We start from the raw sequence: 15,360 nt of genomic DNA, 5'->3' as shown, positions 1-15,360 counted from the left end.
CCCCCCCCCCCCCCCCCCCCCCCCCCCCCCCCCCCCCCCCCCGGGGGGGGGGGGGGGCCCCCCCCCCCCCGCGTCGGCGGTCAGAACTTGTAGCGCACGCCCAGCAGGAACTGGCGGCCGGTTTCGGTGTACTGCAGCGGCAGCTGGCCGGTGGTGGGCGAGTACACCCACTCATCCGAGGCTTCGTTGGTCAGGTTGATGCCTTCCAGGCTCAGTTCCAGCTGGTCGCTGATGCGGTAGCGGATGGATGCATCGAGGACGGTGGTGCCGGTCATGCCGTGGTAACCGTCCAGGTTGAAGCCGGTTTCCTGGCCGGGTGCCTGGGTGAGGTAGTCGCTGCGGTTGGTGGCCGAAACGCGGCCCGACCAGGCATCGCCTTCGTAGAACAGCGTCGCGTTCCACGCGTTCTTCGAGGTGCCGGTCAGCTGGTTCTTCATCACCGCTGCACCTGCGCCATTGACGTACTGGATGCTGGTGTCGACCCAGGTGTAGTTCAGCTGCACGCCCAGGTTGGACCACTTGCCGGGCAGGAAGGTGAAGGGCTGGGTGTAGTTGGCTTCCACGCCATACAGTTCGCCGCCGGGGGTGTTGAGCGGGATGCTGAAGGTGAAGTCGTCGTTGACCGAAGCGCCGGTGCCGTCGAGCAGGCTGGCCGGCAGGCCGCTGCTGGAATACGGGCGCACTTCGCGGGTGGTCTGCACGAACGAGTCGATGTCCTTGTAGAACAGGCCGATGCCGGCCATCGCACCTTCGGCGAAGTACCACTCGAAGCTCATGTCCACGTTGGTGGCGCGGAACGGATCGAGGTTGGGGTTGCCACCGGCCACGGTGCGCGCGCCGCCGGCCACGGCCACGGTCACGCCCGGGGTCAGGTTGCCCAGGCCCGGGCGGCTCATCACCTTGGCCGCACCCAGGCGGATCAGGAAGTCCGGGGTGATCTCGGCCACCAGGTTGAACGAGGGCAGGGTGTCGTTGTACTTGCGGTTGGTGGTGGCATCCACCAGCACGCCGCCGACCGTGGCCGCGCCGCTGGAGGTCTGCTCGGTCTGCACGTAGCGCACGCCGAAGTTGCCCGACAGCGGGATGGCACCGAGGTCGGTGGAGAACTCACCCATCAGCCAGACGCCGCGGTCCTTCTCTTCCACGCTGCGGCTGTTGTTCGCGCGCGGTGCGACGGCGAAGGTGCCGCTGTTGCTGTAGATGTCCAGCAGGTCGGCGATGGCACCCAGGTTGGGCACCACCCAGTTCGACGGCGAGCCGTTGATGCCCTTCAGGCCAGCCTGGCTGGTGAGGTCGGCCGGCACGATGCGGCTGCCGTTGGCGATCACCGGCACTGCGCCTTCGCTGGTGCGGCGCAGTTCCAGCGTGCTGAAGGTGTAATCCTTGGCCAGCACGCCACCCTTCAGGCGGAAGCCGGGGCTGAGGTTCCAGTTGAAGTTGACTTCGGCGGTGTCGAAGTCGTTGTCCACGTACTGCGGGCGCAGGCGGATCTCGGCCAGTTCCCAGCCATTGGGATTGGTGGGGTCGATGCCGTAGTTGATGATCGGCGCCCGGCTGTTGCCACGGTAGTCGTAGCTGTAGCCGTCCACATCGTACTTGTCCATGATGATGGTGGTCTGCACCGGGTTCTCGTGCGCCGAGCGCGAGATGCCGACCTTGCCGGTCATCTGGAAATCATCGGTGAAGCGATGATCGAAGTTCAGGCTGACCTGCTTGAACTCGGTGTTCCATTCGTCGTGGCGGTTCTCGGTGCGCAGGTCGACGTTGTCGAACTCGCCGTACAGCAGCGCGTTGTTGCGGATCTCACCGTTGCGCACGATGGTTTCCGGCTTGCCGTCGCGGTCGGGGCGGCGGTTGGCGCCGGTGGCCGAGTCGCGGTTGCGGCTGAAGGAGATCGCTTCGATGTAGTGCTCGTCGCGCGTGGCGTCGATCTTCGAGTAGAGCGTGTCGAGCGAGATCTCGGTGCGGTCGGAGGGCTTCCACTGCAGCGAGCCGGTCACGCCCAGGCGCTTCTGCTGGTGTTCCATCTGCACGTAGCGCGGGAAGCGCGGGTGGTAGACATCGGCACTGCGCGCGGCGGTGAAGGGCGAGGCCGCGCTGAAGCCGCCGTTGCTGGGGCCGTTGGCCCAGCGGCCGGTGTTGGAACCTTCCTCCAGCGCCTGGCGCTCGGAGTAGGCCACCGACAGCAGCGCGCCGAAGGTGCCATCGGCGAAGGTGTTGGAGATCAACGCGGCCAGGCGCGGGTCGGCCTTCTCGGCCATCTGGTTGTAGCTGGCCTGGCCACTGGCCACGAAGGTGAAGCCGTCGTAGTCGAACGGGCGCGCGGTACGCAGGTCGACCGTTGCGCCCAGCGAGCCTTCCTCGACGTCGGCCGAGGCGGTCTTGCGCACCACCATCTGCGAGAACAGGTCCGAAGCGAACACGTTGAAGTCGAAGCCACGGCCGCGGTTGGTGCCGCCGCTCTGGTCGCCGGCACCGACGGTGGTCAGCGCTTCCATGCCGTTGATGCGCACGCGGGTGAAGTCCGGGCCCAGGCCACGCACCGAGATGTTGCGGCCTTCACCGGCCTCGCGGGTGATGACCACGCCCGGGATGCGCTGCAGCGACTCGGCCAGGTTCAGGTCCGGGAACTTGCCGACATCCTCGGCCACGATGGCATCGACCACGCCGGCCTCGCCACGCTTGATGTCCAGCGCCTTCTCGACGCTGGCGCGGTAGCCGGTGACGTTGACCGTATCCAGGTTGGTGGCGCTGGGCGCCTCGCTCTGCTGCTGGGCGGCGGCGCCCGCCGAAAGGGCCAGGCTGACCGCCATGGCCAGCAAGGTAACCGGTGTCTTTTTTGCGTGGTTCCGAGAATGCATGCCTTTCCCCTCTCCCAAAGGTCTGGTCTCGCGAGTGTTTCAGCGGAATGACACCGCTGGTCAGAGCCGACGGTAGCAGCACGTTCCCTCTGCGGCATCTTGCACCGCAACAGACCTGTAATGTCTCCAAGACGCTTGCGGGACAATGCTTCCGACAGTTTGATAGGCTGTGTGCACGGCCGGTCGGTCTCGCGATGACACCGATGGTCAACCGCCACGCGGCTGCGTGGCGCGATTCCACGCCGCCCAGCAGTACCCGCTGGCGGCCAGCGTAAGGGAGCGGAAATGGGTCGTGTCGTATGTTTCGGGGAATTGCTGCTGCGCCTGGGGGCGCCCGGTCACGAACTGCTGATGCAGTCGCCGCAGCTGCAGGTGCACGTGGGCGGGGCCGAAGCGAACGTGGGTGTCTCGCTGTCCCGCTTTGGACATGAGGTGGCCATGGTCAGCACCGTGGCCGACAACGCGCTGGGCGCCCACGTGCTGGGTGAACTGCGCCGGCACGGGGTCGACACGCGCAGCGTGCGGCAGGACCCGGACGGGCGCATGGGCCTGTACTTCCTCACGACCGGTGCGGTGCAGCGTGCCAGCGAAGTGGTCTATGACCGCGCCGACTCGGCCTTCGCGCGCAGCACCGCCGCCGACTACGACTGGCCGGTGCTGCTGCAGGGCGCGCAGTGGCTGCACCTGTCAGGGGTCAGCCCGGCGCTCGGCCCGGACGTGGCCCAGGCCACCCTGGCGGCGGCACGTGCGGCGCGCGAGCTGGGCGTGCGCGTGTCCTTCGATGGCAACTTCCGGCCCAAGCTGTGGCAGCGCTGGGGCGGCGATGCGCAGGCGATCCTGCATGCGCTGTTCGCCCAGGCCGACATCGTCTTCGCTGATTACCGCGATATCGAAGTGATCCTCGGCCAGCGCTTCGAGCAGGCCGATGTGGTGGCCAAGGTCGAAGCCGCCGCCGCCGCCGCGTTCGCGGCATTCCCGCAGCTGCAGTGGATGGCCTGCACCCAGCGCCAGGCCCTCAGCGTGGACCACCACGCCCTGGGCGCGCTGCTGCTGGGCCGCGACGGCACCCGCGCGCAGGCACCGGTGCGCCAGCTGCAGGGCATCGTCGACCGCATCGGCGGTGGCGATGCATTCGCCGCAGGCATCCTGCATGGCATCCTGTCCGGCTTCGATGCCGACGCCACCGTGCGTTTCGGCCTGGCCGCCGGTGGTCTGAAGCACTCCATCCCCGGCGATTTCAACCCCGTCAGCGAAGCTGACGTACTGGCCCTGGTGGGCGAGGAGCGATTCGATGTCCGGCGCTGATCCGCGCGTACGTGCGGTACTGAAACTTGCACCGGTGATCCCGGTGTTCACCCCTGATGACATCGACGATGCGGTGCAGGTGGCCCTGGCGCTGTTCCGTGGCGGCCTGCCGGTGATCGAGGTGACGCTGCGCACGCCGCGTGCGCTGGACGCGATCAAGGCGATGGTCGAGGCCGTGCCCGACGCCGTGGTGGGCGCAGGCACGGTGCTGACGCCGGCGCAGATGGAGGCCGCCAAGGCAGCCGGTGCGCGCTTCGCGGTGTCGCCCGGTGCGACGCCGACGCTGTACGCCGCCGCGCGCGACGCCGATCTGCCGTACCTGCCCGGCGTGGCTACCGGTTCGGAACTGATCCTCGGCCTGGAGCACGGCCTGGACACGTTCAAGTTCTTCCCGGCGGTGCAGTCCGGCGGTGCGCCGCTGCTGTCGGCGTGGCACGGCCCGTTCGCCGACGTGCGCTTCTGCCCGACCGGTGGCATCAGCGCGCAGACCGCGCCGCAGTTCCTGCACCTGCCCAACGTGCTGTGCGTGGGCGGTTCGTGGCTGACCACCGCGGCCCTGATGCAGTCGCGCGACTGGGACAGCATCGAGCGCCTGGCCCGCGAAGCAGCGGTGCTGGCCGGCTGACCAGCGCTTCGGTAGCGTCGAGCCATGCTCGACGGCTGCTCTGCGTAGAGTCGAGCTTGCTCGACTGGCTTCTGGCAAAAGGCAGTCGAGCAAGCTCGACTCTACGCTGCCTCGATCCATTGATCAGGATCAAGGCAGCGCCAACGCCGCCCCTGCATGCTCTCCCTCAAGCGGAGGGCATCGCCTTCCGCGAGTTCGGCACGCCACGGGCATCGACGCCCGGTGCCATGTCCGGGGGCGGGCATGGCGCTGGAATCTTCGATACCCGAGGCCTCTGCCACACAGCCATTGCCATGCGGCATGGCTGGCGGACCAGACCCGCCGCAGTTCCCCGGCCATGACGGGCGTGGGGCACTTCGTGGCCGTGGGAGGCGGGTCGGGCACGCCAACATTGCGAATCCGCCTGCGCGTGGCCGCCGCTCCGTTTCCCTCTCCCACGGATGCGGCGGCCATGCCGCTCCTGTGCACGCTGCGCCGTACAATGCGCACATGCCCGAGATGCTCAAGACCGTTTTCCTGTCCATCGTCGCCCTGGTCGGCGCGCTGCTCGCGCTGGCCCTGGTCAGCAGTGCCGGCGGCTGGCTGCCGTCGCTGTTCGGCCTGCACCCCGGCAGCGAAGCGCAGCTGGGCTGGGACCTGGCCTTCACCGTGCTCGGCGGCATCGCCGGCATCGCCTTCGCCACCTACTACGCACCGTGCTGGCCGCGTGCGCATGGCACGTCCATCTGGACGCTGCTGGTGGTCGGCAGCGGCTACGGGCTGTGGGTGATGGGCGGTGATTTTCCGCGCTGGTTCGCCATCTCCCTGCTGGTGTCGCTGCCGCTGCAGCTGCTCGGTGGCTGGTGGTTCGGTCGTCGTCCGTCCCGCAGCGCAACACAGGCTTAACAATTCCCCCCTAGGCTCGGTGCCCGCCGAAGGTCGGCAACGCGGCGCAGGGGCCTGCACCCACGGATAAAGGGGCAGGCGCGGCGTAAGACACCACAGGGAACCGGGAAATCATCCGATGCGTTACCAGAACCGGGAGGCCGCCGCTGCGGCCCCCCATGCGAAGCTTTTGTCCCGCGCCGTGCATGCGGTGCTGATCGGCGGCCTCGCCGTGCTGCCCATCGATGCAATGGCTGAAGAAGCCGCCGATGGCGATACCCGGCAACAGCTGCAGCAGCTGGACACCGTCACGGTCTCTGGCAGCTATGCCAAAAGCCTGGAACGCGCCGTCGACCTCAAGCGCGCCAACATCGGCTTCTCCGATTCGATCGTCGCCACCGACGTGGCCGACTTCCCCGAGCAGAACCTGGCCGAAGCGCTGCAGCGCATGCCGGGCGTGACCATCGAGCGCAACAAGGGCCTGGGCAGCAAGGTCAGCGTGCGTGGCCTGCCCAGCGAGTTCACCCTGGTATCCATCAACAACCTCGCCACCGCCTCGGGCAGTGGTGGGCGCGACGTGCAGTTCGACATCTTCGCCGCCGACGTCGTGCAGACGGTGACCGTGCAGAAGTCGCCGACCGCAGCCGACGAGGAAGGTGGCATCGCCGGTTCGGTCTACATCGAGACGGCCAAGCCGTTCGACTTCCCCGAGCCCAAGTTCAGTGCCTCGGCCGAAGCCTCGCACAACTCGATCAACGGCAGGATCGATCCGAAGATCTCCTTCCTCGCCAGTGACACCTGGGGCGACTGGGGCGGCCTGGTGTCGTTCTCCAAGGCCAAGCGCACCAACCGCACCGACTCCAACTCGGGCATCAACTTCCGTCCCATGGGCCGCTTCCTGGAAGCGTCGGGCACGCGTAGTTCGCAGGCCGCCGCCGTGCTGGCGCGTGATGCCGGCATCGTCGTGCAGGACCGCATGGACAAGGACGAGACCAGCCGCATCATCTTCCAGGACAAGGTCGGCGACCGCGTCTACCTCAACGAGCAGGACCAGTGGGGCGCCACCGCATCGCTGCAGTTCAAGCCCAGCGATACCTTGTCGCTCAGCTTCGATGCGATGTTCGGCGGCTATGACACGCACGAAGACGAGTACGATGCCGCGGCCTACTCGGCATCCAGCCGCAGCACCCTGGACCGCATCTACGACTACGACAACACCACGCTGGGCGACTACGGCATCACCGTGCTGAAGGACGTGGCCTACACCGCCACCCAGCACGAGATCCTCAGCAAGGAACGGAACGCCAACACCGACTACCGCCAGTTCAGCAGCAAGCTGGACTGGAAGGTCGGCGGCTGGGACATCGATGCGCTGGTCGGCTATTCCGGTGCGCGCAAGGATTCGGACTACGCCAACCTCAAGCATGTGGCCTACGCACCGTCGCGCACGCGCTGGACCAGCAACGGCGGCGAGACCGTGCCCAGCACCACCGGTGGTTTCGACATGTACAACGCCGCGGACAAGTACCTGTTCGAAGCGTACGAAACCGAGCTGGAGAAGGTGAAGGATGACAAGTACGCCGCGCAGCTCGACCTGCGCCGGCAGATGAACCTGGCCTTCTTCCCGGCGTTGAGCGGCGTGCAGTTCGGCGCGCGCTACACCGACAAGACCAAGGAACGCGAGTTCGGCAGCGGCAAGATCCAGGGCCCGACCGCCGGCAGCGCCGCGTGGGTGAACACCCGCACGCTGGCCGACAGCAACCCGGTGTGGATCAGCCAGCTGGCCCCGGGCGGCGGCTATCGCCCGAGCGACCTGGACTGGCAGCAGATCTCCAATGCCTACGCGCGTGCCACGTTCCGCTACCCGGGCTATGAAACCCCGATCGATCCGGGCCAGTACTACGAAGTGAAGGAAAAGACCCTGGCGCTGTATGCCATGGCCGACTTCTACTTCGATATCGGCAGCGTGCCGGTGTACGCCAACCTGGGCGTGCGCTCGATCGACACCGACGTCGATTCGGCCGGCTTCCACCCGGTGCAGAACGCCGACGGCAGCAACGGCTACACGCCGTCGCCGATTTCCAGCAGCGGCGACTACAGCAAGATCCTGCCCAGCTTCAACATGACCGCCGAGATCGCCGACGGCCTGGTGCTGCGCGGTGCCGCCTCGGAAACGCTGATGCGCCCGTCGCTGACCGACATCGCCTACCGTCGTACGGTCAGCTGGAGCAGCTTCCGCTTCATGGACGGCAACCCGGCGCTGAAGCCGACCACCGCCAAGCAGTGGGAAGTGGGCCTGGAAAAGTACCTGCAGAACGGTGGCCTGCTGGCCGCGTCGTACTTCTCCAAGAAGATCGACGGCGTGGTGCGGCAGTCGCTGACCGGCATCGTGCCGAACGTTGAGAAGCTCAACGCCAACGGTTCACTGGACGGCTACTACGACTTCGAGGTCTACCAGCCGGTCAACGCCGACGGTTCCTACAAGGTGACCGGCGTGGAGCTGGTCGCGCAGCTGCCGCTGTCGATGCTGCACCCGGCGCTGGAAGGCTGGGGCATCAATGCCAACTACACCCAGCTGGACAACTCGCTGACCGGTGCCTCGGACCTGGATATCCCGACCCCGCCGGAAGGCCTGGCCGAGAAGGCGTACAACTTCACCCTGTACTACGAGAACGACCGCTTCAGCGCGCGCGCCTCGTACAACTACAAGGACAAGTACGTCGAGTACATCCACCTGAACATGTATCCGGTCTACCGCGATGCCTATGGCCAGCTGGATGCCTCGATCGGCTTCCGCCTCAATGACACCTGGAAGCTGAACCTGGAAGCGATCAACCTGCTGGACGAGAAGACCAGCGGTTACACGATCGACAAGGCGTTCCCGACCCAGTACGAGTTCTCCGGCCGCCGCGTCACCTTCGGCATCCGCGCGGACTTCTGATCCACGCTGCATTGATCTGGTAGCGCCGGGCCGTGCCCGGCGACACGCAACGTATCCGCGCTGCGCGCTCGCCGGGCGTGGCCCGGCGCTACCGATTACCGGTCGGCAACACCTGCTTCACGCGTTCGATGCCCTGCCACGGATTCCCCTTCAGGCGCTTCGCCCGGGCCAGCGCCTTCTGCATCGGGAACGCATCGGCGGCGCTCACCTTTGCCAGTTCTTCCCAGCGCAGTGGCACCGCCACGCCTGCCGCCTCACGCGCGCGCAGCGACCACGAACACACGCTGGTGGCACCACGGGTGTTGCGCAGCCAGTCGATGAAGATCACGCCCTCGCGCTTGGCCTTGCTCATGGTTGCCACGTAGCGATTGGGCTGCTCCAGCGCCATCGCCTGCGCAAATGCCTCGCAGAAGGCCTTGGCCTGTTCCCAGCCGGCCTTCGGCTGCAGCGGCACCACCACGTGCACGCCCTTGCCGCCGGACAGCCGCACGAAGCTCTGCAGGCCGACCAGCTGCAAGCGGTCGCGCACCTCGCGCGCACCCGATTTCACCTGCGCCCAGCTCACGCCGTCGCCGGGGTCGAGGTCGAACACCAGCCGGTCCGGATGCTCGGGATCCTCGACCGTCGCGCCCCACGGGTGCAGCTCCAGCGTGTTCATCTGCACCAGCTGCAGCAGCCCGCGCGCATCATCGATGTACACGTAATCCTCGCGACCGCTCTTCTGCTGCAACGGCACCGCATGCACGCCATCGCCCAGGCCGGGGCCATGGTGTTTCTGGAAGAAGCAGGCCTTGCCGACGCCATCGGGACAGCGCAGCAGCGACAGCGGGCGGCCGGCAATCTCCGGCAGGATCCAGCGCGCCATCTGCTGGTAGTAGGCGGCCACATCGCCCTTGCTGAGCTTCTGCTTCGGGTACACCACCCGCTCGGGATGGCTGATGGCCACCGCCGCATCATCGCGCTCCACCGCTGGTGCCACGCCCAGGTCCTCCCTGCGTTTGTCGCTGCGCAGGCGCTTGAAGCTGGCCTGGCGCAGCAGTCCTTCCTTGCCCCAGCCACGGAAAGCCACTTCGGCCACCACCACCGGTTTCACCCAGCGCACGCTGGCGGCACCGAACGGCACATGCGCCGGCAGCTCCAGTACCGGCGTCTTCACCGCCAAGGGGGCCAGCACGGTGCTCAGCGCCTTCAGGCCCGCATCGTCGAAGCCGGTGCCGACCCGGCCGACATAGCGCAGGCCACCCGCATCGGGCGTGGCCAGCAGCAGCGAACCGAAGCCGACCCGGCTGCCCTTGGGCGCCGTGTGGCCGATGATGATGAACTCATCGCTGTCCTCGTGCTTCACCTTCACCCAGCTGCGCGCACGGGTGTTCACGTAGGGCGCATCGACCTGCTTGCTGACGATGCCTTCGAAGCCGGCGTCGCCGCTGGCAGCAAACACCGCCGGGCCGTGGTCGACTACATGATCGCTGAAGGCCAGCGTGCCTGGCTCCGTCCCGATCAGGGCCTTCAGCAGCGCCTTGCGTTCCCGCAGCGGTGCGCGGCTGATGTCCACGCCGGCCACACCGGGCAGGTCGAACACGATGTAGCGCAGCGGCTGTTTCGAGCTGCCATCGATGACACGCTGCAGGGCGGCGAAATCGCTGCGTCCGTGTGCGTCGAGGACCACCAGTTCGCCGTCCAGCCGTGCATCGTGCACGGGCAGCGCGCGCACGGCCTGGGCGACTTCGGGAAAATCACCGGTCCAGTCCAGGCCATTGCGCGAGCGCAGCTTCACCTCGCCGTCGTGCAGGTCGGCCAGCAGGCGGTAGCCATCCCACTTGATCTCGTGCAGCCAAAGTTCGCCGTCCGGCGCGGTATCGCGGTGATCGGTCAGCTGCGGCTTGAAGCCACGCGGGTAGGGCTGGTCGCGTGCACCGGCCAGCTTCAGCGCGCGTGCATGCCAGCGCGCCTCTGCCTTGCGTGGAGTCGCGCGCGCGGCCTTCTTCGCCCGCTTTGCTGCAGCCCGGGGTGCAGGCATGGCGTCCTCCAGAAGATCATCGGCCTCGGCATCGCGCGCATCGGCATCATCGCGCTTGATCAGCAGCCACTGCACCTGGCGCCCTTTCATGGCCGTGCGCACCAGCTTCCAACCGCCACTCAAGCGCTGCCCGTGCAGCACGAAGTCGATCTTGCCGGCGGCCAGTGCCTGCAGCGGGTCGCCTTCGCAGGCCCAGCTGCCGTGGTCGAATACCTGCACATGGCCGGCGCCATAGTGGCCTTCGGGAATATCCCCTTCGAAGCCGGCGTAGGACAGCGGGTGGTCCTCGACCTCCACCGCCAGGCGCTTCTCGCCCACCCGCAGCGATGGTCCCTTGGGCACCGCCCAGCTCTTCAGCACGCCGTCCATTTCCAGGCGGAAATCATAGTGCCGCGCGCTGGCGTGGTGCAGCTGGATGACGAACTGCGGCCGCCGCTTTGGATTGCCCGCAGCCGGGCCATCATCCGGCTCCGGCGTCTGCCCGCTGCCACCGCCCAGGCGGCGCTTGCGGCGGTACTGGTGCAGCGACATGGCTCAGCCTGCCTTGCGGCGCGGCGCGGTCTTCTTCGTCGCCTTGGCTGTCTTGGCTGCGGTCTTCTTGGCAGCTTTCTTCGCAGCCTTCTTCGCCGGTGCCTTGCGCGTCGCGGTCTTCTTCGCCGGCGTGCGCGTGTTGGCATCCAGACTCTTCTGCAGCAGCGCCATGAAGTCCACCACGTTGGTGCTGGCGTCTTCGTGCGGCGCCGGCTCCTCTTCCACCTGGGTGGTGCCGCCCTTGGTCTTGATGCGCTTGTTCAGCACCTGCTGCAGGCGTTCGCGGAATTCATCGTGGTACTGCGAGGGGTCCCAGTCGGCGGCCATCGATTCGATCAGCTGCCCGGCCATCGCCGTTTCCTTGGCGGTGATGCGGTAGTCGGACAGGCTGCCGGTGGGCAGCTTGTAGTCTTCCGGATCAACCAGTTCCTGCGGGTAGCGCAGGATCATCAGCACCAGCGCGTGGCCCTGCGGCATCACCGCGCACAGGTATTCGCGGGTACGCACCACGACCCGCGCGATGCCGGCCTTGCCGGTACCGCGCAGGGTTTCGCGCAGCAGCACGTAGCCCTTCTCGGCCTTCTTGCCGGGCAGCAGCAGGTAGGGCTTCTCGAAGTAGCGCGGATCGATCTGGGTGGCATCGACGAAGGTTTCCACCTCCACCGTTTCATGGCTTTCCGGCGCGGCCGAGCGGATATCGCCTTCTTCCAGCACGACGTAGCTGCCCTTGTCGTACTCGTAGGCTTTGACGATGTCCTTCCACGGCACTTCCTCGCCGGTATCGGCGTTGACCCGCTCGAAGCGGATCGGCTTGCGGTCGCGCGAGTCGAGCATGCGGAACTGCAGGTCGACCTTGCGTTCGCCGGACATCAGCGAGACCGGCACGTTCAGCAGGCCGAAGGAGAGGGTACCGGTCCAGATCGGGCGGGCCATGGCACGCACCTGCATTGCGGCGGGGCGGCCAGCTTCGGACGCCCACCGTGAAACGGCTGTGTCGGCCCCGTGCAGGCCGGGTGGCGCCGGGTTACTGCAGCAGGGGCCGCACCGCCGCCGCCGGAATGTGGTCCAGCGCGCGCCAGGCGTCCTCCACCACCGGGCGTGCCTGCGACCAGCCCAACCGCGACTGCCCACGCATCTGCTCCCAGTGCGCGGCCAGTTCCTCGCCGGTATCGGCGTCGCCGCCGCGCGGCCAGTCAGCGGCGTGGGTGGTCAGGGCAAAGGCGTACACCGGGCACAGGTCGCGCCAGTTGCGGTGGCCGTTGGCGCGGCGCCGCTCATAGTCGTTGAGCATGTACTGCAGGTAATCCTGCGCCACCGCCTGCGGGTCCTCATGGCGGCGCGCGCGGCGCAGGGGCGTGCGGGCGCCGAGCGGATCCAGCAGGGCGTTGAACACGGACGGGGCGGGGCGTTCAAGACGGGCCATGGCCGGCTCCTGCAGCAGGGCGGGTGGGCAGGAATACCGGCGGTGCCGTTATCCAGCCGTGACAGAGATGTTCATGACGCGGGGTTCGCGGCGGCTTTACCTCTGCCGCGCTGTAGTGGAGCCCCCCGCCCATCGCCAGGTAATCGCCATGTCCAACCGTGATCCGCTGCGCCAGACCCACGCCCCCGTGCCGGGCGAATCCCGTGCCAAGCACGATCTGGCCGATGCCGAGGACCGGGGCGCCGGCATGCAGGTGCCGCACGAAGATGCGCTGCCGGCCGTCCATCACCCTGAACAGGCCGCGCAGGACCGCAAGGACTGCGGCGACCGCCACCGCGGCGGCCAGGAAAGCCCGCTCAAGCGCCGCGAGCGCAAGCAGCATGCCAGCGACAACCAGGACCAGGCGCTGGAAGAAACTTTCCCGGCCAGCGATCCGACCTCGCCGTTCGTGCCGGCCAAGGCACCGGATTGAGCCTGCCGCCGCGCGGCGCGCTCGCCGGGCACGGCCCGGCGCTACCGATGGCTGCGATCCCTGTAGAGCCGAGCCTGTGCTCGGCTGCTTCTGATCGTGGACACGAATCCCGCGCTGCGCGCTCGCCGGGCATGGCCCGGCGCTACCGGCTGCGCGTGCCCGGGCAGTGCGGCAGGGTGATCCGCACGCACAGCCCGCGTCCGCCCGGGCCGTCCTCCAGCGCAAGCTGGCCGCCGTGCGCCTGCACCACCGCCACGGCGATGCTCAGGCCCAGCCCGGTGCCACCATGGCGCGCACTGCGTGAAGCCTCCAGGCGCTGGAAGGGCTGCAGCATCCGCTCCCGTTGTGCGGCCGGGATGCCCGGGCCCTGGTCGGCGATGCTGATGTGGATGGCCTCGGCATCGCCCCAGGCCTCGACCTGCGCGCCGCCGCCATAGCGCCCGGCGTTGTCCAGCAGGTTGGCCAGCGCGCGCTTCAGGCTGCGCGGGAAGCCGGGATAAGCCACGCCCACCCGGCCCTGCAGCTGCACGGCATGGCCGGCCTCGCGTGCGTCCTCCACCACGGTGCGTAGCAGGGCATCGATGTCGATCGGCTCGCGGTCGCCGCGCAGCTGGGTGGCACTGCTGTAATCAAGGATGGAATCCACCAGCTCCTGCATGTCGTCCAGGTCGGCACGCCAGCGGGTGCGTGCGGTCTCGTCGGCCAGCAGTTCGGTCCGCAGGCGCAGGCGGGTCAGTGGCGAGCGCAGGTCGTGCGAGACCGCTGCCAGCAGCTCCTCGCGGCCCTGCGCGGCCTGCTGCAGCTGCTGCTGCATCTGGTTGAAGGCCTGTGCGGCCTGGCGCACCTCGCGTGGGCCTTCCAGCGGCAACGGCGGTGCATGCAGGTTGCGGCCCAGGGCCTGTGCGGCAGCGCCCAGCCGGGTCAGCGGCCGGGTCAGCCAGCGCACCACCAGCAGGGCCAGCAGCACGATCAGCAGGGTGCGCAGGCCGTAGATGCGCAGCAGGTAGTCGCCCAGCGCATGTGCCGGTTCCAGCTGCAGGCCGGCCTGGCCTTCGCGCACGTCGAACTGCAGCCAGTTGCCTTGGGCACTGCGCACGCGCAGCTGGAACTGGCCGGCGACGTGGCGTGCCGACAGCACCTTGTCATCCTCCCGGCCCTGCGCGTCGTACAGGCGCAGGCGCTGCAGGTGCAGCTCGCGCGGCATGCCCAGCTCGCCCTGCAGCGAAGCACGCAGCAGCTGTTCCACCGCGCGGTCGCGCGGGCGCAGCGAAACATGGCCGCTGTCTTCCACCGCTCGCACCGTCAGGTCGGCCGTGGACAGCACGGCGGGGTCGGCGCCGGCCAGCGGCGAGGCCGGCGCCTCCAGCAGGCGCAGCGTCTGCGCGACATGCGCGGCAGCCAGTCGCGCGGGGATCTCGGCCACCCGCTCGTAGCGGGCGTCATGCCAGACGGTGCCGGTCAGCAGCTGCGCCAGCAGCATGCCGGCCACCAGCACCAGCACCAGCCGCCCGTACAGCGTGCGCGGCCAGCCCAGGCGTGCCTCAGCCATCGGCCTGCACCGGGCCGGCCAGGCAGTAGCCCCGGTTGCGCACGGTGCGGATCAGCAGCGGCGCGCGGCTGTCATGTTCCAGCATCTGCCGCAGCCGGCTGATGCACATGTCGATGCTGCGGTCGCTGGGCATGCGGTCGCGGCCGTACACCTGCTCCACCAGGAAATCGCGCTCGAGCACTTCGTCGGGATGCCGCAGGAACAGCTGCAGTGCGCTGAAATCGGTCTCGCCCAGCAGGTGGCGGCGGCCATCGTCGGCCTGCAGCAGGTGGGTGCGCGGGTCCAGGGTCCAGCCGGAGAAGCGCAGGCGCGCCACGTCCGCCGTGGGGGCCGGGGCGGCCTGCACGGGCGCCTGCCGCCGCAGTACCGCGCGCAGCCGCAGCAGCAGCTCGCGCGGGTCGAACGGCTTGGCCATGTAGTCATCGGCGCCTTGTTCGAGGCCGAGGATGCGGTCGGCCGGGCGGCCACGCGCGGTCAGCATGATCACCGGCAGCGCGGTCTGCTCGCGCAGCTGCTGGCACAGGGCCAGCCCATCCTCGCCGGGCAGCATCAGGTCCAGCACCACCGCGTCGAAGGTCCCGGCAGCCAACGCCGCGCGCATGCCATCACCATCGCCGGCGACGACGGTCTGCAGTCCCTGCTGGCCGAGGTACTGGGCGAGCAGGGCGCCGATCTCCGGATCATCATCGACGACCAGGATGCGGGCGGGCGGGGGTGGGGACTCGGGCATGGACGCATCTTCCCAGATGCAGCACCGGCCTGCAGGGCA

The 15,360-nt window shown here is 68.2% G+C and carries 11 protein-coding genes; 5 read left to right on the top strand and 6 right to left on the bottom strand.

All coding sequences use genetic code 11. The annotated features are described in order from the left end of the window. Positions 1-80: 80 nt before the first annotated feature. Complete coding sequence (locus tag IAE41_RS07060; protein ID WP_079224511.1) at positions 81-2,861, bottom strand: TonB-dependent receptor; 2,781 nt, start codon at positions 2,859-2,861, stop codon at positions 81-83. A 285-nt stretch (positions 2,862-3,146) separates the two neighbouring features. Here IAE41_RS07060 and IAE41_RS07055 point away from each other — a divergent pair, with 285 nt between their 5' ends. The 4 genes from IAE41_RS07055 to IAE41_RS07040 all read left to right on the top strand — a co-directional run bounded on the left by IAE41_RS07055 (position 3,147) and on the right by IAE41_RS07040 (position 8,596). Further along, positions 3,147-4,166: a sugar kinase gene (locus tag IAE41_RS07055; protein ID WP_200732580.1), complete on the top strand. Its 1,020-nt coding sequence runs from the start codon at positions 3,147-3,149 to the stop codon at positions 4,164-4,166. Next, on the top strand, positions 4,153-4,791 hold the full coding sequence (gene eda / locus IAE41_RS07050; RefSeq protein WP_200732579.1) for a bifunctional 4-hydroxy-2-oxoglutarate aldolase/2-dehydro-3-deoxy-phosphogluconate aldolase: 639 nt from the start codon (positions 4,153-4,155) through the stop codon (positions 4,789-4,791). The genes IAE41_RS07055 and eda overlap by 14 nt, the downstream gene beginning before the upstream one ends. Before the next feature lie 489 nt (positions 4,792-5,280). After that, entirely contained in the window at positions 5,281-5,676 is a 396-nt protein-coding gene (locus IAE41_RS07045; RefSeq protein WP_200732578.1) for a hypothetical protein, read from the top strand. A gap of 169 nt (positions 5,677-5,845) precedes the next feature. Continuing rightward, complete coding sequence (locus tag IAE41_RS07040) at positions 5,846-8,596, top strand: TonB-dependent receptor (protein ID WP_234458354.1); 2,751 nt, start codon at positions 5,846-5,848, stop codon at positions 8,594-8,596. A gap of 88 nt (positions 8,597-8,684) precedes the next feature. Here the strand turns inward: IAE41_RS07040 and ligD are convergent, their stop codons facing one another. From ligD to IAE41_RS07025, 3 genes are all read right to left on the bottom strand, one after another. After that, complete coding sequence (gene ligD, locus IAE41_RS07035; RefSeq protein WP_200732576.1) at positions 8,685-11,147, bottom strand: DNA ligase D; 2,463 nt, start codon at positions 11,145-11,147, stop codon at positions 8,685-8,687. 3 nt (positions 11,148-11,150) lie between these two features. Beyond that, the gene (locus IAE41_RS07030; RefSeq protein ID WP_200732575.1) at positions 11,151-12,080 is read right to left on the bottom strand and encodes a Ku protein; all 930 of its coding nucleotides are present in this window, start codon (positions 12,078-12,080) and stop codon (positions 11,151-11,153) included. Between the two features lie 91 nt (positions 12,081-12,171). Continuing rightward, positions 12,172-12,570, bottom strand: a complete 399-nt coding sequence (locus tag IAE41_RS07025) for a hypothetical protein (RefSeq protein WP_108745597.1) — start codon at positions 12,568-12,570, stop codon at positions 12,172-12,174. A 148-nt stretch (positions 12,571-12,718) separates the two neighbouring features. Between IAE41_RS07025 and IAE41_RS07020 the strand changes: the two genes are divergently transcribed. Next, complete coding sequence (locus tag IAE41_RS07020) at positions 12,719-13,042, top strand: hypothetical protein (protein WP_108745596.1); 324 nt, start codon at positions 12,719-12,721, stop codon at positions 13,040-13,042. Between the two features lie 142 nt (positions 13,043-13,184). Here IAE41_RS07020 and IAE41_RS22640 read toward each other — a convergent pair whose 3' ends face one another. Together IAE41_RS22640 and IAE41_RS07010 are read right to left on the bottom strand one after the other, a co-directional pair. Continuing rightward, positions 13,185-14,591 carry an ATP-binding protein gene (locus IAE41_RS22640; RefSeq protein ID WP_200732574.1) on the bottom strand — a complete coding sequence of 469 codons (1,407 nt, stop codon included), beginning with the start codon at positions 14,589-14,591 and terminating at the stop codon, positions 13,185-13,187. Next, the gene (locus IAE41_RS07010) at positions 14,584-15,321 is read right to left on the bottom strand and encodes a response regulator (protein ID WP_200732573.1); all 738 of its coding nucleotides are present in this window, start codon (positions 15,319-15,321) and stop codon (positions 14,584-14,586) included. Before IAE41_RS07010 ends, IAE41_RS22640 begins: the two co-directional genes overlap by 8 nt. Between the last annotated feature and the right edge of the window lie 39 nt (positions 15,322-15,360).

This window comes from Stenotrophomonas sp. S39 (genome assembly GCF_016624665.1).
In the GTDB taxonomy this organism is placed as follows: domain Bacteria; phylum Pseudomonadota; class Gammaproteobacteria; order Xanthomonadales; family Xanthomonadaceae; genus Stenotrophomonas.
The sequence above is the reverse complement of the archived record's forward strand: the minus strand, read 5'-3'. Positions and strand labels throughout refer to the sequence as shown.